Consider the following 22407-nt stretch of genomic DNA (forward strand, 5'->3'; position numbering starts at 1 on the left):
TTTATTTTAAAGTATGGATGACAGATTGGAAAAAATGGAACACGAATATTTTGTCATAAAATATCTCTAGACTATTCTCAATAATAAAATCAGTATGACGGAACGTGTCGGAAACAGCATCTTCCTCCACGAAGACAAACCAGACTTCTTTAAGCAGGTTCCGTCTTTTGTACTCCTCAAAGGCATTCCAGTCGAACGGGGCAGAATGTTTAAGATTATAAAATAAAATTCCTTTTCTGATACCATTTTCTTCTACGGTATTAATAGGATGTTTAATGTAGTTTAAAATCCTGATGTCCGAATGATAGCATTCTGCGAAATGATGCAGGTCGATCATCTGTATGATCTTCTCTTCTTGCTGGGATTCTGTCATATAAAAACATTCTGAGGTTATTTCTTCTGTGAGTTCCTGAAAAACGGCTAATTCCATAAGCATAAAAATTCAGGGCAAAGGAAGACAGAATAATAGAGCAGGAATTTTTTTTTATACCAAACCGCTTCTATTTTATACGAAATCCTTATACTTTATAATTCGTATAAAAAAATGCAGGGTTTGTATAATATTGTGGGGACTTCTTGCGTTATTCTCTATTTTTGTTCTGTATTAAAACCGGCAGAATACTATGAAATACAGCGCACTAAAATTTAAGGAAACACTTGTCATGGACTTTCTGGTTGAAGACCGGTTTAAGTTCCGCAGGCACTTGCTGTTCCTTATTTTCTTTTTCTTCCTGCTGTACAGCGCAAGATTCTGGCATTGGTATTCCGGAATTTATCAGTATTATGTTTTATTGTTTGTATATGCTATACTGATTGTAATGGTATATATTAATATCTATGTTCTGGTGCCAAAATTTTTCTTTAAAACAAAATATATTACCTATCTGATTCTTCTGGTGCTTATGGGGGTGATCGGATTGAATATGATAGGCAACGGTTTTAAATTTTTTTTTGAAGATTTCAGAGTGGAAAATATTAAGAAGGAAGGGGAGAAGGGCAGCATCTATGAAGGGATATTAATGTGCATCCCGATTATTTTGACCACAACTACAGTGAAGCTGCTTCAGAAATGGATCAATGATACCAAAAGAATAACCGAGCTCAACAATCTTACATTGCAGATGGAGCTGAATGAACTCCGCAACCAGATCAACCCGCATTTTCTCTTTAATATGCTGAATAATGTAAAAGCATTGACCAGAACAGATCCTGAAAAAGCATCCGCAGTAATTGTTAAACTTTCAGAGTTTTTAAGGTACCAGCTGTATGAAAATGGAGAAGAAAAAACCCTCCTGACTTCGGAAATAGATTTTCTGTCCAATTTCCTTAATCTTGAAAAAATAAGAAGAGAAAATTTTTCCTTTGATATTAATGCAGAAACAGAAGGCAGAGCTTTAAAAAGTACTTTTATTCCTCCCAACTTATTTACCACTTTTGTTGAAAATGCTGTAAAGCACAGTGTAGATATCAGCAGTAAAACATCGTATGTGACAATACATATAAGTGTTGAAAACAAAAGTCTCCATTTCACCTGCACCAATTCAATGAATCCAAGCCTGACTATATCCAGTACAAACTACAGCGGTCTGGGACTTGCCAATATTAAAAGAAGGCTCGAGCTCCTCTACGGAAACACCTTCAGCCTGGAAATCATTTCCGGAGAAAAAAAATACACCGTTAACTTAAAAATTCCTGTATGAACTGTATTATAGTAGATGACGAACCTTTGGCAAGAACAGAAATGCGTTCGCTGATTAATGAAACATCAAAAGCCGAAATCCTGGGAGAATTTTCCAATGCTCCTTCAGCTCTGGATTTCCTTAAAACAAATGATGTAGATCTTATCTTCCTGGATATCGAAATGCCAATGGTAACCGGGTTGGAATTTGCCGAAATGCTTCCCAAAAAGTCCCTGATTATTTTTACCACAGCCTATGCCCAGTATGCCTTGAAAAGCTATGAACTGGAAGCTGTAGATTACCTGCTGAAGCCGATAGACGCCAAAAGACTGGATAAGGCTATAGAAAAGGCTGTTCTTTACACAGAGCTTTTATCCAAAGACACCGTAAAAAATACAGTAGAGTCCAATACGGCAGATTTTTTATTCATCAAAGCAGACCGGAGATTCTATAAGATCAGCTTTTCAGATATTAAATTTATAGAAGGTTTGAAAGACTATGTTGTCATCCACACCAGGCAGCAGAAACTCATTACAGCCATGAACCTGAAAACCATCCACCAGAAAATTTCGTGGGAAACCTTTCTTCGCGTAAGCAAATCTTATGTAGTCAATTTTGATTTTATTGATTCATTTGATAATCATAATATCTATATTGATGAATCTGAGATTCCCCTGGGTGAAGTCTACAGATCCGATTTTTTTACAAAATATGCCGGTGGATTTCTGAATTCTGAGGGATAGATTACCGCTTTCGTCCTGTAAAACGGATTACAGAACCTGTTCCGTTGTGAAATAAGCCTTCACTGAGTTCTATTTCTTTTTCTTCCAGCTGTATAATATCATAATTGGGAAAATCAGCTTTGATCTCATCCATTGAGAATAACGACCCAATATCTTTGGGGCCGCCAACCTTCTCATTTTTGGTTACATAATCCAGGTGATTTTTGCTGAATGCTTCAAAAATAATAATTCCTCCTTTACGCAGATACCGGTCCAGCATCTGATGAACGGAAGATTTGATTTCAGCCGGAAAGTGTGCATAAATAAGAGCAATGGTATCGAACTGGTCCGTCTGAAAGTTCAGGGCCTCAAGCTCACCAATCTGATAGTCAATCACTACGTTTTGACTATCAGCAAGCCGTAGCGCTTTACTTTTACCTTCGTTGCTGATATCAAAAGCGGAAACCTTCCATCCTTTTGTTGCTGTAAAAACAGCATTCCGGCCTTCACCTTCCGCGGGAAACAGGATAGTGCCGGGGTCTAATTTTTCTAACTGTTCTTTTAAATAATTATTGGGCTCTGTTCCGTAAGCGAATTCTTCACTGCTGTACCTGTCATTCCATCTGTCAAGCCATGTATTATCTGTCATTTGTAAGAATGTAAGTGTTATTTGGTTATTTGTTGCTCATCAGTCACTGATGAATCATAGTTTTCATTGAAGACCCAAATATAGGATGTTTCCAGCCGTTTCCGTGAATGGAAAAAGCACTGGTGAAAATAGATTTTGTAAATAGGTTTTTGAAATGAAGGCTGCCGTAAATTTTTTAATAGAGCTTCTGATCCTTTTCGCAGTAGAAGCTTCGCCTTTTTCCCAGTCCCGTCTGTTTCTTCACGAGTTTCTGCCCGCATTTCGGACATGTTGTTTTGGTATGGACGAGCCAGTGTTTCTTTAAAACAAATTCTCGCTTCCATTCCAGGAATTCAAAACTGTAATTTCGGGCTTCAGCGATAAGTTCCTTAAGTTTTTTTGCAGGCAGATTCCCTATTTTGCTTTCCGGCTGAACGCCAATTCTGAACAGAACCTCGTTTTTGATAATATTTCCCACACCTGAAAAAATATCCTGATCCATCAGAGCATCACAGACCATCATTTCCGGTTTGGATTTCAGTTTCTTTTCTGCTTTTTCAGGGTTCCATATATCACTCATGACGTCGGCTTCCCAGTCTATCCCGGATAAAAATTCTAACTCTACAGATTTGACGGAGCAGGTGTAGAAATAGATGCTTCCGGTTTTGAAATGAATTGACAGGCGCAGGCTTTTATCCGGTTTGGTCTGTTCATCAATACTGTATGATCCGAACATCAGCAAATGAATTCGAATGGCTGTATTGTCTAAAACAAGATATGTCTGTTTTCCGAATGTGCGGATTTCGCGAAGTGTTTGGCCAATCAATGGTTCTTTCTCGAATTTGGCATTGCCTGAAGCTTCCGTTACTTGATGTCCGGTAAACGGCTGCAGGCTTTCTTTCATTAAAATAATGGATGGTCCTTCAGGCATGGCTTTACTTTTCAACAAAAGTTCAAATACTATTCCGTAAAAATAAAATTTGGAGTAATTTTGAAAAATGATGAATTTAAACCAGATTTTCACGAATCAGCGTACAGGAAACAATCCGCATACTAAAGCTTCAAGAACTGATTTTCAGAGAGATTTTGATAGAATTATCTTTTCTTCTGCTTTCAGAAGGCTGCAGAATAAGACTCAGGTTTTTCCTCTTCCCGGGAGTGTTTTTGTGCATAACAGGCTGACACACTCACTGGAAGTTTCGTCAGTAGGCAGAAGTTTAGGAAGTATTATCGGGGAATTTATCTTTGAAACCTATAAAAATGACCTTACGGAAGATTCTAAAAATTTTTATCTTCATAATTTAGGAAATGTAATTGCTGCGGCATGTCTGTGTCATGATGTCGGAAATCCGGCTTTCGGACATTCCGGGGAAGATGCAATTGCGAGCTATTTTGAGAGGAATGAAAAGGATCTGAAGCTGAAATTTAATGAAAAAGAATGGGCAGATCTTGTTAATTTTGAAGGAAATGCCAATGCTATAAGAGTTCTGGCCCAACGTCAGCAGGGAAAAGATGATGGAGGAATCCAGCTTACTTTTTCTACTTTAGCGAGTATTGCAAAATATCCGTGTGAAGCCGTTGCCAGGAAAAAAGGGATCATTCACAGAAAGAAATTCGGGTTTTTCCAGAATGAGAAAGATATTTTCCTTGAAATAGCAAAAGCAACGAATCTGATCTTGGAAAATGAAGAACCTTATATATTCAAAAGGCATCCTTTCGTATGGCTTGTAGAAGCAGCAGATGATATCTGTTACAATATTATTGATATGGAAGATGCACACCGATTGGGAATTGTATCCACTGCAGACTGTGAGAACCTGTTTTTTGAACTGATCAAATCTGAAAGCAATGATACGGACAGGGTGAAAAATAAGCTGGCTTCCATTTCCAATGAAAATGAAAAGATCTCTTACCTGAGAGCAAAAACGATTAATGCCCTGATCAATAAATCCCTTGAAATTTACAAACATAATTTCGAGAACATCCTTCAGGGAAATCTGGATAACGGGCTCCTGGATATTTATAAATCAGAGAACCGCGCCCTGCAGGACATCGAGGCGTTCTCCATTGAAAAGATTTATAATCATAAAGCCGTAGTAGAAATTGAAAATGCCGGTTACAATGTAATGTATGAACTTCTGGATCATTTTATTCCCTCTATTCTGAAACCTGAGGATGAAAGAAAATCTTACGATAAAAAAGCATTGAAACTGCTTCCGAGACAATTCGTTTACGAAGAAGGAACGGATTATCAGAAAGTACTTGGTGTGGTAGATTTCGTTTCAGGAATGACTGATAATTTTGCAACCGATCTTTACAGAAAGATCAAAGGGATTGATATAGGAATGACGGTTTAATCTGAACAACAATAAACATTCAAAATAAAAACTCCCGGAATTTTCCGGGAGTTTTGTGTATTATTTCTTGGTTTTGGAAACCTCTTTGATCAGGGTGTATTTTATAGAAGATCCGTCGGCTGGAGGATTGGCGATTTTCTCGGTCTTTACTCTCAAAACGTATTCGTATCCCGGCTCATAAGTAAATCCTTCAATATTTGTATAGAAATTCGTCCAGCTTTCCGATGGTTTTTCTTTTACCTGCAGGCATTTCATTGGGGCTACTCCTGTACAGTCTGCAGTTTCAGGTCCTACGATGAAAGTTTTTTCATCTGCTCCGGCAGTGTTGGCTGTCGTGGTACATTGTGTCATTGCGAATAGTGCTACTGCAGGAACAGCGCTTTTTAGAATGTTTGCGATAATTTTCATAAAACTTTATTTTACATCTTGGTTCCAATTACTGTGCCGAAGTTTTTGACGCAGTTCTTCTATTGTTTTTTATTTATTAATTATTTAATTTGAGCACTTCTAAAAATTTAACCAAAGACAATTACCAGAATATACTATGAATAATCCAATTCACATTGAAAATTACAAAATTCAGAAACCTGAAGCATGGGCTGGAAATATAGAAGATCATGAACTGATTGATAAAATAAAAGACTCTGAATTTTCCAGAAAACAGATTGATGAAGGAAGAGATTACTGTTATTTTCTTGATAAAAAATATTATACAAGCAATACTGAAAACAGCGAATATGTCTGTATGGCCTATACCCTTAATGAGCCGGTGAATCTGGAGCGGGCTTCTGTTTCGGAGGTTATTGTGGAAGAAAATGAAGTCTACAGTATTCACAGGATCAGTGTTTTGAGAGACGGTGTACTGATCGATAAGATTCCGGATACTAAAATAAAAGTATTGGACAGCGAGAGCCAGAGCAGCGGCGGAGTTTTAAGCAGTAATAAAAAAATCAATATTACCATTAAGGATCTGAGGCTTTACGATGTACTGATTCTCGAAGATTCGCGGTTTAAAGCATTTACAGAACGAGATTTTCTGAGAAAAGAATTTTCAAAATATGTCTGGGTAAGTCCGGATAATTACTGGGCATACGGAAACTTTAAGTTTACATTTATCAATGACCGGGAAGAGAATATTGCTTATAAAAAGACTTTTTTCAGAGATGAACAAGGCAATGTTTTGCAGCCGGAAATCCATTATCTGAAAAAAGGGGAGAGGTTCGTTATAGAAGAGGATAATTACACTAATTCAGTAGATGCGAGTCGTGAAATTTTTCCGTTTATAGATTTTGCAACCGAAAACAGCTGGAAAGAGTTGTCCAATTATATTGCTCCGATTTATGAAGAAATGTTCAGTACCTATTCCTTAAAGGATTTTGCGCCCCATCTTGCTGAGAAGCTGGATGCGATTGCTAGCCTGGATGAAAAGCTGCAGTTTGCCATAGAATACGTCCAGAATCATATTTATTATATTTTCAATGCCGATGAGATGAATGGGCATAAGCCTCAGGAACCCTCTGTCACGTACGAGAATAAGCAGGGCGACTGTAAAGCGAAATGTGTTTTACTGAAGGTTATTTTAAATTATATCGGTGTTGATTCTTCGGTAGTCCTTGTGAATTTTCATACCGACTATTATATTAAATATTATCTGCCTTCACTGCTTAGCTTTAATCATGTGGTGGTAAAGATTGACTATAAAGGGCAGGAATACTTTGTAGATGCTACGGTTCGTGATGAATTCGGACTGATAGAAAACCGTGGCTTTATCTACTTTATGCATTATCTCGAAGTAAAACCGGATCAGGTACTTCAGGAAAGAAAATCATATAAATTTCCGTATTACTGTATTGATGAAAAAGTTGAGTTTAACGCTCAGAATACAACGGGTCGTCTGAAATTGACCACAACATATAAAGGAAACCGAGCCAATGCGATGAGAAGGTATTTCAAGACTACCAACAAAAGGGAAATCGTAGACAGCTGGAACAGTTTTCTGTTTTATGGTCTTAATTACTCTGGCGACAGAAACGGAACAGATATTAGAGATATTTTTAAAGATGCCACCATTGATATTGTGAGCGATGATAAAAAACTGAATGAATTCAGGATCCAGTATACTGCGACAGTAGAAAATCCATATTACATAGATCCCCAGAAAAACCGGTTCTTAATGTATTTTGATCGTAATGTCATTAAAACAAGCGCAAGGGATTTTATACATAAAGATCTTCCTTTCTGGCATAACTTTGATAGTGAAAAGTATGAGATAAGTCTGAATACAGATCAAAAGATTGATACCCAGGAAAAATATACCGTCCAGGAAAGTACGATAAGCAATCCTTATTTTGAGTACAAAAGCCGCAAGAAAATTACTAAAAATGGGGCTACGGTTTTTATAGAATACAATCCTCTGGTGAATCTTGAAATTCCGCAGGATCAGTTTGAAAAATTTCGTGAAGATCATCATACAATAGCAGACAGTAATTTTGGATTAGGAATTGATATTATAGAACCTGGCCTAATGAATATGATCAAGTTTAACTTTAAGAAAAAGTTTAAATAGATTGATATTTAGTATTTTAAATTTTTATACTTAAAGTTTATATTTAAGATTGATTTTTTATTTTCGGCGGCCGGAGGCCGCCGAAAATAAAAAACTTTCTCTCTCAAAATGTCTCAAATAAAAGAAGTACAATTGTATTAATAATGAATAAAATATACATAGGAATACTGTTTTTAACGGTCAGTTCCTTTCTCAGTGCCCAACAATTAAAGAAAGAGGATATCACAGGATTCTGGAAACTGAAAGAATCCGGCTTTTATGAAAATAAGGAAAAAGTAATTAAGGATTTTGACAATTGCCGCCTGATGAGAAACTATTCCATAAGAGAAGACGGTTTTGCCATTTATAATTATGTAGAAGGAAGCTCGGGAGATTGTATGCCTTCTGAACCCAGGCTTTCGTTCTGGAAGATAGTGGATGACAGGCTTCAATTCTATGTTGAAGGTCAGATTCTTGAAGAAGTAACTGTTACATTTAATAAAGACAAAACGGTTACATTTTCAAGATACAGACCGGAACATACAAAAGTGGATGGAGATGCTTTAGCAGAGAAAATAATGAATACCGTTCATTATGATATTCTGGAAAAACAATATTAATTCACCGCTAAAAAACAGGACATTTTTTAAAACTTAAAGGTAATTTAACTAACCCTAAGTATTAGATTCAGGCGGTGACTTTTGTTATTAAAAATAAAGACCCCTACAAATTCCCGGAATCCTCTGTTTCCTTTGGTACAGGAGCTATCCCTCTGAATTTTTGTTTACCTATTAATAGCTCGAAAAACAACCTGAAATCAGAGATCAATGACCAGAGCGGATATTTGAAAGTAGCAGGTTTATTTTTTTCTATCACTGCGTGGCTGAACCAGGCAAAGCCATAACCAAAGATCGGAATATACCACAGAAACCGCTCCTTTCCTGAACTGATGACATACCAGATCACAAGAAATACCAGAAGTGTTCCAATGAAATGAAAGATCCTTGTTCCTGTTTTACTGTGCTCGGTAAGATAGAACTGATAAAATTCCCCGTAAGTTTTTATTCTTCCTGACATGGCAATATTAGTTATAGTTTCAGATAAAATCTATGCAATAATTCTGCCGATTTGATGAAAAAATAAAAGGCAAATTTGCTGATCTGCGAATTTGCCTTTTATTATATGTCTTTTATATTGTTTTTTTACGCTGCTTCTTTTCTGAGCTTACTGTTTTTATAACCGTAGCAGAAATAGATCACCAGACCTAAAGCGAACCAGAGTCCAAACCAAAACCAGTTCTCATGGCTCATTCCGGTAAGGAGGTATAAACAGGAGCTTAAACCGATTAACGGAATTAAAGAGAAGTTCTTGATAAAGGTAAAGATACACAGCACCAGGTTGATCAGAATGAAAACAAAGATAGAAGCTTTGAATTCACCTTCCTTAGGATTGCTCCAGTCCATCAGGTTGCTAAAGAATTCCGGTTGCCAGAAATAGAAACCTATTAACCCACCGATAAAAATAACCGGGAATATGAATTTACCGTTAATATAAGGAAGGTGGAATCTGCCTTTGATCTTCTGTTTTGCAGGAAGCATTAAAACTCCGGCACACACCAGTACGAAAGCGAAGATCGTTCCGATACTTGTGAAATCGAGGATGAATGTTTTATCTGTAAAAAGAATAGGAACGCCTACTGCAATACCCGTAACAATAGTTGCAAATGAAGGTGTTTTATACTTTGGGTGTACAGTTTTGAATTTTTCAGGCATCAGCCCGTCGCGGCTCATCGCATACCAGATCCTCGGCTGCCCCATCTGGAACACCAATAATACAGTGGTAATGGCAACAATAGCTACGAAGGAAACCACAAGTTCCATCCAGGCCACATTGGCGTTCGATTTTTCGAATATGAATGAAAGCGGATCTCCGATACCGTCAAATTTCCTGTAATCCACCATTCCTGTTAAAACCAGTGTTAGAGCAATATAAATTACCGTACAAAGTACAAGAGAGATGATCATTCCTTTCGGAAGGGTCTTCTGGGGATCTTTGGTTTCTTCGGAAAGCACACTTAATGCATCAAAACCGATGTAGGCAAAGAAAACCCCTGAAACCGCGCTCATTACTCCTGCAAAACCATTTGGCATGAAAGAAGCGACCTGTGTTTCCGGATTTACCGGCGTCCAGTTATCCGTATTGATATAAGCAAAGCCTACCAGGATCACTAAAACAATGACCGCCAGTTTTAAAATGACTAAAGAATTATTGAAGTTTTTACTTTCTTTCACCCCAACATAACAAAGCCACGTAATGAGACCGTTGATCACTAATGCAGGCACATCAACGATGAATTTCAAACTGCCGATCAATGGGGCAGATTTCCATGCGCTTAAAAGCTCTTTATTCTCAGAACCGTTCTGAAAAGCTTTTCTTGCTTCCGTATAGCTGCAGGTAAGATAATCGGGAATATGCATTCCCAGACGTTCCAGGAAGCTGGTGAAATAGTCGGACCATGAAAAAGCCACATAAATATTACCAAAAGAATACTCCATGATCAGGGCCCATCCTATCACCCATGCGATCAGTTCTCCGAAACTGGCATAAGCATACGTATAGGCAGAACCGGCCGTAGGAATTCTGCTCGCAAATTCAGCGTAGCATAATGCCGTAAAACCACAGGCAAAACCACAAATCAAATACAATAGAATCACTCCGGGGCCGCCTCTGAAAACCGCTTCACCTAAACTGCTGAAACTTCCTGCTCCAATAATGGCCGCAATACCAAAAAAAACAATATCCCAAACACCTAAAACCCTTAAAAGGCTTGTAGAAGTATCTGTTTCTGAATAGTTTTTCCTTCTAAAAAGTTGATTCATTCAATATTTATTTGAGTTTGAAAAAAAGCAAATGTAATGATTTTTTATTTTGGTGCTGGCTGTAATCATAATATTTCGTTAAAAAGACTGAGACTATAAGCGTTAATGGCCTTTATTCTTGATAAATAGGTATTTCCACATAGCTGTCGTTGTACCATTTTATTTCCAGCGGCTCATCGGAATCTTTTATCGTTTCATCGCTTACATCTTTGCCCGTTCCATAATTGATCTGCCAGCTTGGGCTTTTATTGACGCCAACCAATAGGGCAAGTCTGCTTCCTTTTTCTATTTTTTTGCTGATGAATATTGAATTTTTTATAGGGATCTGTTCTATTTTACCGGGTTCAAGTAGCTGGCGTAAAGCATTGTTTTTTGCATAGCTCGCTCTTACAATATGGGTTGATAACAGGAAAGCTTTGCCATCCGGCTGTATCTGGTACAGATATGTATCCGTATCAAAGTCTTTTTTGTTAATGGAAACATTGAAGAATCCGGCCGGGTTTCCACTGATAATAAGATCTTTGTCCAGCACTTCGCTTTCAAAATACATCGAATTTGTGGTTTTTACACTGTCTGTTTTGCTTACTGGATGATAAGTATCTTTTTGATCCCGGTTTTTAAAATCAACGGTCTGTTTAGTGAAGCTTTTCTCTGCCGGCGGATTAAAAACAGATGAACTGCCTTTACGGTCCTGAAGATAAAACTTAAGTGTTGAGGTGTGCATTTCTTCAAGAGTAGGAGCATGTTTCCATGTATTGGTATTCATTACCTGAAAGTTGATTCTGTCTTTTAGAAGAGCTGGTTTTTTGCCGTTTTTCAGAATATAATCAAACCATGAAAAAGCCAGGTCGTCAATGCTTATTCTGGCTGCAGGATCTATTGGTCTGCCATTAACGAAAGTAAATCCAAAACTTTGTGCACCGCCATGATCATATGGGCCCATTACCAGATAATGATTGGCATTCTTATTATATTGATGGTGGGCCTTAAAGTAGGACATTGCCCCAATTTGATCATCATCATAATATCCTGTAGTCGTCAAAATAGGAATATTGATATTCGCAAAATCTTCCTTATAAGGAACCATTTTCTGCCAATATTGATCGTAACCCGGGTGATCCAGCCATCTTTGAAATATCCTGTTAGGCTTACCGCTGATGGTATCCAAGGCTCTGAATGATCTTCCGCTTTTGTACCATGCCGTATTGATAGAATCCCATTTTGTGAAATTATTAAAATCCGCTTCGTCAGTAAGCTTATTGTTGGTCACATAATTAATCCACTGTAGCATATAGCTCATGAATATATTGTTTTGAGCAGGGTAGTCTATTCCAATTCCTACAGCGACCTGTGGGACAATTGTTTTTAAGGCAGGGTGCAATTTCTTCACCGCTGCCCATTGGCTGAAACCTAAGTAACTTCCGCCGATCATTCCGACTTTACCATTGCTCCAGGGCTGTTTGCTTACCCAATCTATAACTTCATAAATGTCCTGTGACTCATGCTCAAAAGGATTGTTTTCATCATTGCTGTTTCTTTTGCCACGGGTATTTACAACAGCTCCTACATAATTGTAAACGGCAGCTCTTTTTCCAAAATATGAATCAAAAGGTCCGGCATAGATATTATTGGTAAGAATAACAGGAAGTGGAGCCGGGTTTTCCTTTTTTCTGACAATAGTGATCGTCAGGGTATTTCCGTTTTTGGTTTTCAGATCCTTTGTTTCGGTAATGAATTTTTCCTGGTCTTTTAACTTCACTAACTGTACAATCTGAGGCTTGGTGCTGGAAAAAGTCTTATAGTTTAAATAGCTTTTACATAACGCCAGAGCCGAGGTATAATCTATGCTATCCTTATCTTTCTGCTTGTTCAACGCTTCTTTTAATAATTTCCTGGAAGCAGGAACATCTCCATCAACAGCAATACCCACTTTAGTGATCAGTTGATCAGGAAGGCCTTCATACTTTTTATTGAACGCTTTTTGAAGTGCATCAGGAAAACTTATTTTTTTCTTCTCCTCAATCAGTTTTGCCAGGCTGTAAAATTCGTAGGCAATGAATTTATTTCCTGCCATATTATGGTCTGCAAATTCCTTACGGTAATCTGCTAATGTTGTGATAGATGTTTTATAGTCTTTGGCGACCATCTGCAGACGTAGCAGGTTATCTAAATAGGCAAGTTTATTGGTTTTTTTAAGCTTCAGCAGTGGGGCCTGAGTGATCAGTTTTGATGCTAGCTGGGGCATTTGTTTTTCCAGAACCACGGAGTCTGTTACTGCCGTTTTGGGGAAGTAAAACTTCTGGGCATGCATCAGATTGACAAATATTAATGCTAAAAGTATCTTAATTTTCATAATATGGTATGTTTTTAGCTGCTGTAGAATGAGGATTAAATCAAAATATTTTATGATAATTCTATATTGATATTTATTTAACTTTTATGATACTAAAGTAATCATTTTTTATCATCAAATAGTGAAATGCATTCAATAGATATTTTGGATTATTAAACCTTTTAAAACTTGCTTAAACAATAAGTTTTTAATATTTTCGTTAACTTATATAGACTAATCTTTTTATTCAGAAAAAGAATGAATTCAAAAAAAATCCTTCTCTCAGCTGCCGTGCTTTATTTCGGAACTTCCGAAGCGCAACAGTCACAGTACTTTACACAGAAAGACAATTACAGATTCAACCTCGCAGAAAATCTTTATCAGACCAAAATATACAATGCTTCCCAGTTCGAATATGCCAGACAATACTTCTATAATCAGAATTTGTCCAAATCGAGAAAGGAAGCAGCGCAGTTTTTTGATAACGTGATCGGGGTGATTCTGCAGAAAAACCATGCGGAGGAAGGATTAACGGCCTTCATGAAAGAGTATCCTAATTCAGCCTATTTTGCTCAGGCTAATTTACCGCTGGCTGATTATTATCTGGCTAAAAAAGATTTTGAAAAAGCGTTAGAGACCCTGAAAAAAGTAAATCAGTACCAGCTTTCAAAAGAAGAGAATACACAGTATATTCTGAAGCTGGGCTATGCTAAATTCATGATGGGCGATACCAAAGGGGCTACAGATGCTCTGGAGGAAGCCTATAAAACAGCTGATGAATCCCAAAAAGGAGATATTGCTTATATGCTGGGTCACCTGTATTATTCCAACAGGCAGAGCGATAAAGCGTTTCAATACTTTGATTCTGTAAAGGACCAGCCTAAGTTTTCTAAACTGGTGCGTCCTTATTATGTACAGATGTATTATAATGACAAGAATTATGACCAGGCAATTACCGAAGGAACCGCCCTCCTGAACGAGGACATTTCTGAATCTTACAAAGCTGAGGTTCATAAGATCATTGGGGAAAGTTATTTCATGAAAAATGACTACACTTCGGCATATCCGCATCTTAAAGATTATTTGAGCGTGCAGCAGAATCCTTCTGAAAATGACCTTTACGAAATGGGATTTGTAGCCGCTCAGCTGAAAAAATATGATGAAGCGGTTTCGTATTACAACCAGCTTATCAACAGCAATTCGGCGCTTGCACAGAATGCTTACTATCAGTTAGGAAATGCTTATCTGGCAGTTGATAAAAAGCAGGAAGCCCTTTCGGCCTTCCGTTCTTCTTACCAGATGGATTACGATGCCAAGGTGAAGAAATTAGCTCACGAACAGTACGCAAAACTAAGCTACGATATCGGGAACCCGTTTGAAAGTCCTTCTGCTGTAATCCAAAATTATATCAACAACAATCAGAATGATGCGAATGCTCCTGAAATGAGATCGCTTCTTGTGAAATCCTATTTATATTCCGGAAACTATAAAGAAACCCTGAATGCAATTGACAGACTTCAGGATTCTACTCCGGAAATCAATAAAGTAGATCAGGAGGTTTCCTATTTGTTGGGGACGGAAGAATTCAACAAAGGAAATTATGATGAAGCTGAAAAATATTTCCTGAGGAGCTTAGGGTTCAATATCAATAAAGAATTTTACAACAGAGCATTATATTGGTTAGGACAGGTGTATTACCAGAAAGGGAATTATCCGTCCGCTATTACCCGTTATGAGAAACTCCTGACCGAAAACTTCCCTGAAAAGCAGCAGCTGCCTTATGATTTAGGCTATGCCTATTTCAAAGCTAAAAAATTCGACCAGGCGCAGACTTATTTCAAGCAGTATCTGAGCAATCCGAAACCTGAATTTAAAAATGATGCGGAGCTCCGCCTGGCAGATATTCATTATGCGAACAATGATCTGAACGAGGCAATTGCCATTTACGATAAGAATGAAGATGCTACGGACTATACTTTATATCAGAAAGCGATGGCTTTAGGATTTAAAGGAGACACGCAGGCAAAGATTACCAATTTGAAGAATCTTTTATCCAAATATCCGGATTCTGAATATTATGATGATGCTCAGTATGAAATGGGAACGGCTTATGCTGCCCAGGATGATTTTGCCAACTCCAATGATGCTTTTGCCAAAGTGATCAAAACATCTTCGGATAAAGATCTTATTGCAAACGCCTCTATTTACAGAGCGCAGAACTATATTGACCAGAACCAAAATGATAAAGCGCTTTCTGAGCTTAAATCTTTAGGAGAGCAGTACAAAAATACAGCGTATGCCGAGAAGATTGTTCAGGCAGCGAAACCTGTTTTCACGAAAAACGGAGACGTTTCAGGATATGAAAGCTTTGCAAAAAGTATCGGCGTGAATGTAGATGCTTCTGAGATAGATGAAATTAATTTGTCTACCGGAAAACAGTATTTCACTAAGAAGGATTACAAAAATGCTATTTCTTACTACGAAAAATATTTAACGCAGAATCCTACTGGGGAAGGCCTTTACCAGGCTAAATACGAGCTGGGTGAAAGCTACTATCAAACCAATAATGCTACGAAAGCACTTCTTGTTCTTCAGGAAGTGGCCTCGGTTCAGAATGATTACCAGGATGATGCACAGACCCGTCTGGCACAGATCTCCATCGCTCAGGGGAACACGGCAGAAGCTAAAAAATACCTTGAGAATCTCAAAAACTCTTCAGATATCAGCATTAAGAACTATGCGAATGTAGAGCTCATGAAGATGTACGCGGATGAGAAAAACTTCTCTCAGGCTGAAAAACTGGCAGATGCAGTGATTGCAAATACGAAAAACTCTGCTGCAGTTATTGAAACTGCGAAAGTAATCAAAGCGAGAAGCTTAATGAATTCAGGAAAAGATAAAGATGCACAGTCAGCTTATAGTACTCTTGAAAAATCATCCAACACCTCGGTAGCGGCTGAAGCATTATATGCAAAAGCGTACTATCAGAATAAAGGAAAAGCATTCAAATCTTCAAACGAGACCATCTTTAAGCTGGCCAATAATTATGCATCCGAAGACTATTGGGGAGCAAAAGCTTTGGTACTGATGGCTAAGAACTACGTTGGGCTGAAAGATAATTATCAGGCGAGCTATACATGCGATCAGATCATCGAGAACTATAAAGATTTCCCGGAGATCGTGGCAGAAGCAAAAGAGGTTAAAAAGCAGATTAAAAAGTAAAGTGTATAAAGTATAATGTAAAAATGTACAAAGTCCAGTAAATACATTATACATCCGACATTATACATTAATACAAATATTGAACAATGAACAGAAAAATTCAATTATTATCCATATTATTTTTAGGGTTTTCGCAGTTTGCGTTTTCCCAGATCAAGGAGGAGAAACTGATTCTTAATAAGAAGCGGGAACCGGAGGTGAAGAAGATCGAGAAGAAGAAAACCTCTGTGGAAACGATCAAGAATTATCCGCCGGAAGAGAAATCTCAGAACCCTGTAAAATATACCATTACAGATGTGCCTGCGGTTTCAGATTTCAAAACTTCTACCATTCAGGGACAGGATGTGACTCCGAAATTCGAAGGGACGGCTCAGAATAATTATGTACAGTTCGGAATGGGTAACTTCGGGAAGATCCTTGCAGATGCCAATATTTCCAAGACGCTTGATAATAAGCTGGAAGTAGGGGCAGATTTCCATTTCCTTTCTACTTTAGGTCTGAAAAAAGAATATGCCTGGGACTCCAAACAGAGTTCTACAGCGATCGGAGCTTACCTGAATTCATATGGCGAAAAAGGAAAATTCAACCTGAATGCCCAGTATGGATTGGATAATAACAGATATTACGGGATCTATGCTTTGGAGCCGGCTGCAGATGTTGATTTGAAGCAGAGAGTAAGCCAGTTTAAAGTGAACGGATATTACGATTTTTATTCCAACGAAATTCTAAATGATGTAAGGGTAAAATCATCTTTCCTGAAAGATCATTTTGATGCACAGGAGAACCAGGTTTCCATTTTGGCAAATCTTTCCAAGCATGCTGTTGAGATCGGAAAATCAGGAATCAATTTAAATGCGGACTTAGGCGTAGGCTTGGAGGCTGTGAAAACAGAATTTGCCATCGTAGACAAAAATTCATCCAATTTCTTTAATACGACTCTGGACCCGAAAGTGACCTTCAGAAAAGGAGACTCTTATTTAATGCTGGGATCTACATTTTCTTTCTTAAATGCCAAGAACTCAAACGATGTGCTTGGTGGTGAAGTCAAAAATAATAAAACATACTGGTTTCCACAGGCCGAGTTTCAGGTTGCTGCCGCTAAAGAATTCAAATTTTATGGCGGGGTAGACGGAGGTTTAAAGCTTAATACTTTTGGAGATCTTTTACAGGCAAATCCATTTATTGTTTCTGACCAGTTTTTAAAGCCAACAGAGACGAAATATCATTTTTATGTAGGACTGAGAGGAGACATCGATGAAACATTCAAATATGACTTCTCTGCCGGTTATGGAAAGATGAAAGATATTATGTTTTTCCAGGGAAACAACCTTTTCGACAATGTCTATACTTTGAATCGTTCTGCTTATAATTTTGCCAATACGTTCTCTGCAGTTTATGACGACGGAAATGTAAGTGATATCAAAGGAAGTGTACAGTATTTCCCGCTTGAGAACTTGATTTTAGATGGGGAAGTAAGATTTACCAAATATGATCTGAAGAATTACGAGGATATTTACAACGTTCCTTTAGTGAACGCCAGCATCGGAGCAAAATATACCATGTTGGATAAAAAGTTACTGTTAGGATTCAAAGGAATTTTTGCCAGCGACAGAACAACCAATTCTTTTGCTCTTGAAGGAGTAGCAAACCCGGATATGGTTTATCAGTCTACGGAAAACAGAAACGATAAAGTTGGAGGCTATGCAGATTTAAACCTTTCTGCAGAGTACAAATTTCATAAAAACTTCAGTGTTTTTGCCATCGGAAACAATCTTCTAAACTCCAATTACCAGACCTACAAAGGCTATAAAGTCTTAGGTGCACAGATTCTGGGAGGAGTGAAGATTACCTTTTAAGCCTAAAAAAAATTTCAAGACAATAAAACCCTTTACATTCCAAATGTAAGGGGTTTGTTTTTATAGCTGTAATGCTTTATTTTTTTGTCCGTAATCGTTGGAAGTTCAAAACAAAAAAAAGAGAATGTGTAATTATTTAATTTTTAATAATATACAAATTCTCTTTTATCAAGTGACCGCAGAAGGATTCGAACCCTCACTGTCGGAGCCGAAATCCGAAGTTCTATCCATTAAACTATGCAGCCATGTTCATCAGCAGTGAATAAATTCAAAAAGACTTATCACGTATGATTTCCGACTGCGAAAATACTGATTTTTTTACAATTTATGAAGCCTGCAAAAGTTTAATTCCAAAATCATTGTAAGATAAAATTATCTTTTGACAACAGATACCAATTGATGTAGAGACAAGTGATTAAAGCTCAGTTATTTAAAATAAGATCTTCAATTTAGAACCATAAAATAAAACTATTGAAGCAATATTTTGCTTCAAGGGATAGTTCGATTAAATCATTAGGTCTTGTCTAAAACTAATACGTAAATCTTATATGGAATTAGGCCGTAGGAACCCGATAAAAATTGTTTAATTTACCTGCTGGGACGTGCGCTGTCTGATACTGCTGCATTAATATTACCAGTGGCGTTGCCTGTATTATTATTGCTTGTTTTTCTGCCGCCTATATGAGTCTTTGTATTAATACTGTCCCGACCTGACGTGCTATCTGCGGAGATACGGGGCGATGAGGCACCTGTATCAGTCTCGGAATAAACATTTTGGGTATTGGCTGAATCAGTAGAAACGGTATTTTTTTCGTTATTTTTTTTACAAGCTACAAGGAAGCTTATGGCCATGATTGATAAGAATAAATTTTTCATAAGTTATATTATAATGATGGTTAGTGTTATTAAATGCTTTAATTATTCAAAATTATATATTACTCATCAATACGTCTATGAGTGAGATCATAATACATTATTCGGAGTGGATTACTATGGTTCCCCGCATAAAGAATTTTTGAAGTACAAAGTGAAATTTTGTCAGTTTTTCTGCAAAAAAAACACATTTTTCAACATGGTATTTTTTTTGATGTTTTCATAACGTACAGCTGGCCAGCTGATTTATGTATAAAATGATTGTTTAACTTAATTTAAAAAGATTATTATGAGTCTTATTAAAAGAAACCCGAATGGCTATTTAGCCTTTCCAGGTCTTTTCGATGATTTTTTTAATCGTGAACTTTTTAACTGGGGAAACAACAATTATTCATCGACCAGTACAACGGTTCCTTCGGTTAATATCAGAGAAAATGAAGATGCTTATGAGGTGCAGATTGCTGCGCCGGGTATGAACAAGAAAGATTTTGAAGTGAAACTTGATGGAAATCTTCTGACTATTTCGTCCTCTAAACAGGATAGCAGCGAAAGGGAGCAGGACAATTTTACCCGAAGGGAGTTCAGCTATCAATCGTTCCAAAGAAGCCTGGAACTTCCAAAAGATGTTGTCGATCAGGATAATATCAATGCAAAATATGAAAATGGATTGCTTTTGCTGACCATTCCGAAGAAAGAAGATGCCAAACAGAAGCCACCGCGATTGATTGAAATATCTTAAGATAAATTCCAATTGTCATGAAACTAAGAAAGAAGGTCTGAAACAGGCCTTCTTTTTTTATTTAACAGTTTTCCGGTTGCTTCTAATTCTTTTTCTGCCCGGCAGATAATAGGTAGATGTCTCTAAAAGCAGTACCAGTCTTCCTTGTATCTTAGAAATTAATTTCACGGAAAAGAGATTGCGGTGAGTGCTCAAATAACATACATATTATAGCCGGTTTCTAAATTCGCTAGGGCTGATTCCCAACATATTTTTCACATATCTCGTAAAAAATGAATGGCTGGAAAATCCCATTTGGTCAGCAATTTCAGAAATATTCAGGGTTTTGTTACCCAGTAGGAAAATAAGTCGGTCTTTCGTATAACGTTGTATCCACTCCGATGCAGTGATGCCGGTATTGGTTTTGCAAATCTGGTTTAGATATTTTGGGGTTATATTAAGCAGACTGCTATAAAATTGCACTTCGCGGCGTTTCATACAGTGTACTTCTACGAGTTTAATAAATCGCTCGTATAATGTTCCGCTTTCCAAACTGCGGCTTCGCCTTTCAAGCTGGTCAATAAAAATATCCCACATTTCCAGCAGGAAAAGCCGCATTTGAAGTTTTAGAATTTCATCATAAAAGCGATTGGCTGTTTCAAGCGACTTAATGTACAATGATTGAAAATTTTTCAGAATTCTTTCTTTGTTTTTTTTATCTGGACGTAATAGTGGATCAACTCTATGATGCACAATGGCGTCGATGCTGATGTTCAGGCTGGGAAAATTGTCTGTTAATAAATAATTATCAATAAACAGTACTGTTGCAGCAAAGTTTTTAGAAAAAGATAAATCTGAAATCTTACTGTCAGCAAGCCAGAAAATAAATTCGCCTTGCTTACATTGAACAGGCTTTCCATTAAAAATAAAGCTTGCATTTCCACGCTGGCAATAGATGTGCGTATGATAGTGTAACTGGAAATCTTCCGGAAATTCGATGTCTCCGGTGGCTTTCAATAATAAAACTTTTGGTTGAGCCGGTGTTTCCATATTACTTTCTGTCGATAAAATGCTAAAATACGTAATATTTGACATTATTACTGTACTATTTGTAACAAGTTGCATATTTATCTGATTTATTTTTGCATTGTAAATTAAGTGATTGAAATGAACAGTCCTCCTTACCTGAACGGGAACAAAAGGTCAGTGGTTCTTGCAGTTGCTTATTTCAGGAAAAATCAATTAACTAAATAAATACTGTAATGAAAAAAATAATAACACTGGCAGTGATGCTCTTTTTTACAGGGCAGATATTTGCCCAAAACAAAAATTTAAATACCCCAAAAATGGATACGGCAGAACACTATACTTTTCAACTGAGCGAAAACGTAGTAAGAACAGCGGTGACTTTCAAAAACCGTTACGGTATAACATTATCAGGAGATTTTTATCTTCCGAAAAATGTTAAAAGTCAGAAATTAGCAGCATTAGCGATTAGCGGACCATTCGGAGCAGTAAAAGAACAATCATCCGGTTTATATGCAAACCAAATGGCAGAAAGGGGTTTTGCTGTCATCGCGTTTGATCCTTCGTATACCGGTGAAAGCGGTGGAGAACCTCGAAACCTCGCATCACCGGAAATCAATACCGAAGATTTCAGCGCTGCTGTCGATTTTTTAGGACTTCAGAAAAATGTGGATAGAAACAGAATAGGCATCATTGGAATTTGTGGTTTTGGAGGCTTTGCATTGAATGCAACTGCAGTTGATAAAAGAGTGAAAGCGGTCGCTACTACCAGCCTGTATGATATGACCAGATTGATGTCAAAAGGATATAACGATGTAATAAGTTTGGAACAGCGCACAAAAATATTGGAAGACCTGGGTCAACAGCGTTGGAAAGATGCTGAAAATGGAAACCCAACCAAAGGCGAAAGAAACCTTCCCGAAAGTCTAAAAGGCGACGAACCACAATTTGTAAAAGATTATTTCGATTATTACAGGACTTCCCGTGGTTTTCACACCAATTCACTTAATTCAAACGGAGCCTGGCTTTTGACCAACCCTTTATCGTTTATGAATATGCCGATACTTACCTATGTAAAAGAAATTTCTCCAAGACCTGTGCTTCTAATTGTTGGTGAGAAAGCACATTCGAGATATTTCAGTGAAGATATTTACAAAATGGCCTCCGAACCCAAAGAACTGATGATAATTCCTGGTGCAGTTCATGTTGATCTTTATGATAAAGTTGATGTAATTCCTTTTGATAAACTAGAAAATTTTTTTGAAAAGTATCTGAAATAATTTTTAAATCATTTTTTTTCAAGCAAAGCCGTAAGCTTTGCTTTTTTTATTTCACAGATTATAAGAATTGCCTGGTGAAAAATGATAATGCACCATTTATTATTAAAAATAAACATGAAGAAATTTCATTTTTTTAACATTATGATTTTTTAACATATCGGCTTGAAATTTGAAAAATACTGTGTTGCAATGAGATATGAGTCTTGTGTGTTCTGTATGGTTAAAATAGGTAATAATTTCAATATATAATATGTTAAATTAACATATGATGCTAAATACTGTATTAATAA

Annotated in this window: 18 protein-coding genes and 1 tRNA gene; 9 read left to right on the plus strand and 10 right to left on the minus strand. The window is 37.2% G+C overall.

The annotated features are described in order from the left end of the window. Position 1: 1 nt before the first annotated feature. Complete coding sequence (locus tag DRF61_RS05930) at positions 2–430, minus strand: hypothetical protein (RefSeq protein ID WP_111955013.1); 429 nt, start codon at positions 428–430, stop codon at positions 2–4. Between the two features lie 193 nt (positions 431–623). Here DRF61_RS05930 and DRF61_RS05935 point away from each other — a divergent pair, with 193 nt between their 5' ends. Next, entirely contained in the window at positions 624–1700 is a 1077-nt protein-coding gene (locus tag DRF61_RS05935; RefSeq protein ID WP_111955015.1) for a sensor histidine kinase, read from the plus strand. Then, entirely contained in the window at positions 1697–2422 is a 726-nt protein-coding gene (locus tag DRF61_RS05940; protein ID WP_111955017.1) for a LytR/AlgR family response regulator transcription factor, read from the plus strand. The genes DRF61_RS05935 and DRF61_RS05940 overlap by 4 nt, the downstream gene beginning before the upstream one ends. Before the next feature lies 1 nt (position 2423). Here the strand turns inward: DRF61_RS05940 and DRF61_RS05945 are convergent, their stop codons facing one another. Together DRF61_RS05945 and DRF61_RS05950 are read right to left on the minus strand one after the other, a co-directional pair. Then, the gene (locus DRF61_RS05945) at positions 2424–3050 is read right to left on the minus strand and encodes a class I SAM-dependent methyltransferase (protein ID WP_111955019.1); all 627 of its coding nucleotides are present in this window, start codon (positions 3048–3050) and stop codon (positions 2424–2426) included. 175 nt (positions 3051–3225) lie between these two features. Continuing rightward, complete coding sequence (locus tag DRF61_RS05950) at positions 3226–3960, minus strand: DNA-formamidopyrimidine glycosylase family protein (protein ID WP_111955091.1); 735 nt, start codon at positions 3958–3960, stop codon at positions 3226–3228. A 70-nt stretch (positions 3961–4030) separates the two neighbouring features. Here DRF61_RS05950 and DRF61_RS05955 point away from each other — a divergent pair, with 70 nt between their 5' ends. Beyond that, a complete protein-coding gene (locus DRF61_RS05955; RefSeq protein WP_111955093.1) occupies positions 4031–5386 on the plus strand; it encodes a deoxyguanosinetriphosphate triphosphohydrolase in 1356 nt (451 codons plus the stop codon). A gap of 60 nt (positions 5387–5446) precedes the next feature. Here DRF61_RS05955 and DRF61_RS05960 read toward each other — a convergent pair whose 3' ends face one another. Further along, on the minus strand, positions 5447–5794 hold the full coding sequence (locus DRF61_RS05960) for a DUF4377 domain-containing protein (protein WP_111955021.1): 348 nt from the start codon (positions 5792–5794) through the stop codon (positions 5447–5449). Between the two features lie 136 nt (positions 5795–5930). Here DRF61_RS05960 and DRF61_RS05965 point away from each other — a divergent pair, with 136 nt between their 5' ends. Both DRF61_RS05965 and DRF61_RS05970 read left to right on the plus strand, forming a co-directional pair. Next, complete coding sequence (locus DRF61_RS05965; protein ID WP_111955023.1) at positions 5931–7952, plus strand: hypothetical protein; 2022 nt, start codon at positions 5931–5933, stop codon at positions 7950–7952. A gap of 143 nt (positions 7953–8095) precedes the next feature. Further along, positions 8096–8551 (plus strand): lipocalin-like domain-containing protein, encoded by a 456-nt coding sequence (locus DRF61_RS05970; RefSeq protein ID WP_111955025.1) that lies wholly within the window; start codon positions 8096–8098, stop codon positions 8549–8551. A 103-nt stretch (positions 8552–8654) separates the two neighbouring features. On the opposite strand, the gene DRF61_RS05975 is transcribed toward DRF61_RS05970, so the two are convergent. The 3 genes from DRF61_RS05975 to DRF61_RS05985 all read right to left on the minus strand — a co-directional run bounded on the left by DRF61_RS05975 (position 8655) and on the right by DRF61_RS05985 (position 13163). Next, on the minus strand, positions 8655–9008 hold the full coding sequence (locus DRF61_RS05975) for an Mpo1-like protein (protein WP_111955027.1): 354 nt from the start codon (positions 9006–9008) through the stop codon (positions 8655–8657). A gap of 125 nt (positions 9009–9133) precedes the next feature. Next, complete coding sequence (locus DRF61_RS05980; RefSeq protein WP_111955029.1) at positions 9134–10810, minus strand: APC family permease; 1677 nt, start codon at positions 10808–10810, stop codon at positions 9134–9136. A 112-nt stretch (positions 10811–10922) separates the two neighbouring features. Then, complete coding sequence (locus DRF61_RS05985) at positions 10923–13163, minus strand: CocE/NonD family hydrolase (RefSeq protein WP_111955031.1); 2241 nt, start codon at positions 13161–13163, stop codon at positions 10923–10925. Between the two features lie 237 nt (positions 13164–13400). Between DRF61_RS05985 and DRF61_RS05990 the strand changes: the two genes are divergently transcribed. Then, entirely contained in the window at positions 13401–16364 is a 2964-nt protein-coding gene (locus tag DRF61_RS05990; RefSeq protein WP_111955033.1) for a tetratricopeptide repeat protein, read from the plus strand. 86 nt (positions 16365–16450) lie between these two features. Then, the gene (locus DRF61_RS05995) at positions 16451–18220 is read left to right on the plus strand and encodes a TonB-dependent receptor (RefSeq protein WP_111955037.1); all 1770 of its coding nucleotides are present in this window, start codon (positions 16451–16453) and stop codon (positions 18218–18220) included. Positions 18221–18393: 173 nt separating this feature from the next. Here the strand turns inward: DRF61_RS05995 and DRF61_RS06000 are convergent. Together DRF61_RS06000 and DRF61_RS06005 are read right to left on the minus strand one after the other, a co-directional pair. After that, a tRNA-Arg gene (locus DRF61_RS06000) sits at positions 18394–18465 on the minus strand. Between the two features lie 343 nt (positions 18466–18808). Next, positions 18809–19072, minus strand: coding sequence for a hypothetical protein (locus DRF61_RS06005; RefSeq protein ID WP_146897017.1), 264 nt, complete (start codon positions 19070–19072; stop codon positions 18809–18811). A 310-nt stretch (positions 19073–19382) separates the two neighbouring features. On the opposite strand from DRF61_RS06005, the gene DRF61_RS06010 reads away from it, so the two are divergent. After that, positions 19383–19832, plus strand: a complete 450-nt coding sequence (locus DRF61_RS06010) for an Hsp20/alpha crystallin family protein (RefSeq protein ID WP_111955041.1) — start codon at positions 19383–19385, stop codon at positions 19830–19832. Between the two features lie 207 nt (positions 19833–20039). Here DRF61_RS06010 and DRF61_RS06015 read toward each other — a convergent pair whose 3' ends face one another. Beyond that, on the minus strand, positions 20040–20906 hold the full coding sequence (locus DRF61_RS06015; RefSeq protein ID WP_228452601.1) for a helix-turn-helix domain-containing protein: 867 nt from the start codon (positions 20904–20906) through the stop codon (positions 20040–20042). Positions 20907–21073: 167 nt separating this feature from the next. Between DRF61_RS06015 and DRF61_RS06020 the strand changes: the two genes are divergently transcribed. Further along, positions 21074–22117 (plus strand): alpha/beta hydrolase, encoded by a 1044-nt coding sequence (locus tag DRF61_RS06020; RefSeq protein WP_111955045.1) that lies wholly within the window; start codon positions 21074–21076, stop codon positions 22115–22117. Positions 22118–22407: the final 290 nt, after the last annotated feature.

The organism is Chryseobacterium lathyri (assembly GCF_003290185.1).
Lineage (GTDB): Bacteria > Bacteroidota > Bacteroidia > Flavobacteriales > Weeksellaceae > Chryseobacterium > Chryseobacterium lathyri.

Bases quoted from the DNA above. Each gene is read 5' to 3' on its own strand.
- DRF61_RS05930 (WP_111955013.1), bottom strand. From the start codon at position 430: ATGGAATTAGCCGTTTTTCAGGAACTCACAGAAGAAATAACCTCAGAA.
- DRF61_RS05935 (WP_111955015.1), top strand. From the start codon at position 624: ATGAAATACAGCGCACTAAAATTTAAGGAAACACTTGTCATGGACTTT.
- DRF61_RS05940 (WP_111955017.1), top strand. From the start codon at position 1,697: ATGAACTGTATTATAGTAGATGACGAACCTTTGGCAAGAACAGAAATG.
- DRF61_RS05945 (WP_111955019.1), bottom strand. From the start codon at position 3,050: ATGACAGATAATACATGGCTTGACAGATGGAATGACAGGTACAGCAGT.
- DRF61_RS05950 (WP_111955091.1), bottom strand. From the start codon at position 3,960: ATGCCTGAAGGACCATCCATTATTTTAATGAAAGAAAGCCTGCAGCCG.
- DRF61_RS05955 (WP_111955093.1), top strand. From the start codon at position 4,031: ATGAATTTAAACCAGATTTTCACGAATCAGCGTACAGGAAACAATCCG.
- DRF61_RS05960 (WP_111955021.1), bottom strand. From the start codon at position 5,794: ATGAAAATTATCGCAAACATTCTAAAAAGCGCTGTTCCTGCAGTAGCA.
- DRF61_RS05965 (WP_111955023.1), top strand. From the start codon at position 5,931: ATGAATAATCCAATTCACATTGAAAATTACAAAATTCAGAAACCTGAA.
- DRF61_RS05970 (WP_111955025.1), top strand. From the start codon at position 8,096: ATGAATAAAATATACATAGGAATACTGTTTTTAACGGTCAGTTCCTTT.
- DRF61_RS05975 (WP_111955027.1), bottom strand. From the start codon at position 9,008: ATGTCAGGAAGAATAAAAACTTACGGGGAATTTTATCAGTTCTATCTT.
- DRF61_RS05980 (WP_111955029.1), bottom strand. From the start codon at position 10,810: ATGAATCAACTTTTTAGAAGGAAAAACTATTCAGAAACAGATACTTCT.
- DRF61_RS05985 (WP_111955031.1), bottom strand. From the start codon at position 13,163: ATGAAAATTAAGATACTTTTAGCATTAATATTTGTCAATCTGATGCAT.
- DRF61_RS05990 (WP_111955033.1), top strand. From the start codon at position 13,401: ATGAATTCAAAAAAAATCCTTCTCTCAGCTGCCGTGCTTTATTTCGGA.
- DRF61_RS05995 (WP_111955037.1), top strand. From the start codon at position 16,451: ATGAACAGAAAAATTCAATTATTATCCATATTATTTTTAGGGTTTTCG.
- DRF61_RS06005 (WP_146897017.1), bottom strand. From the start codon at position 19,072: ATGGCCATAAGCTTCCTTGTAGCTTGTAAAAAAAATAACGAAAAAAAT.
- DRF61_RS06010 (WP_111955041.1), top strand. From the start codon at position 19,383: ATGAGTCTTATTAAAAGAAACCCGAATGGCTATTTAGCCTTTCCAGGT.
- DRF61_RS06015 (WP_228452601.1), bottom strand. From the start codon at position 20,906: ATGTCAAATATTACGTATTTTAGCATTTTATCGACAGAAAGTAATATG.
- DRF61_RS06020 (WP_111955045.1), top strand. From the start codon at position 21,074: ATGAAAAAAATAATAACACTGGCAGTGATGCTCTTTTTTACAGGGCAG.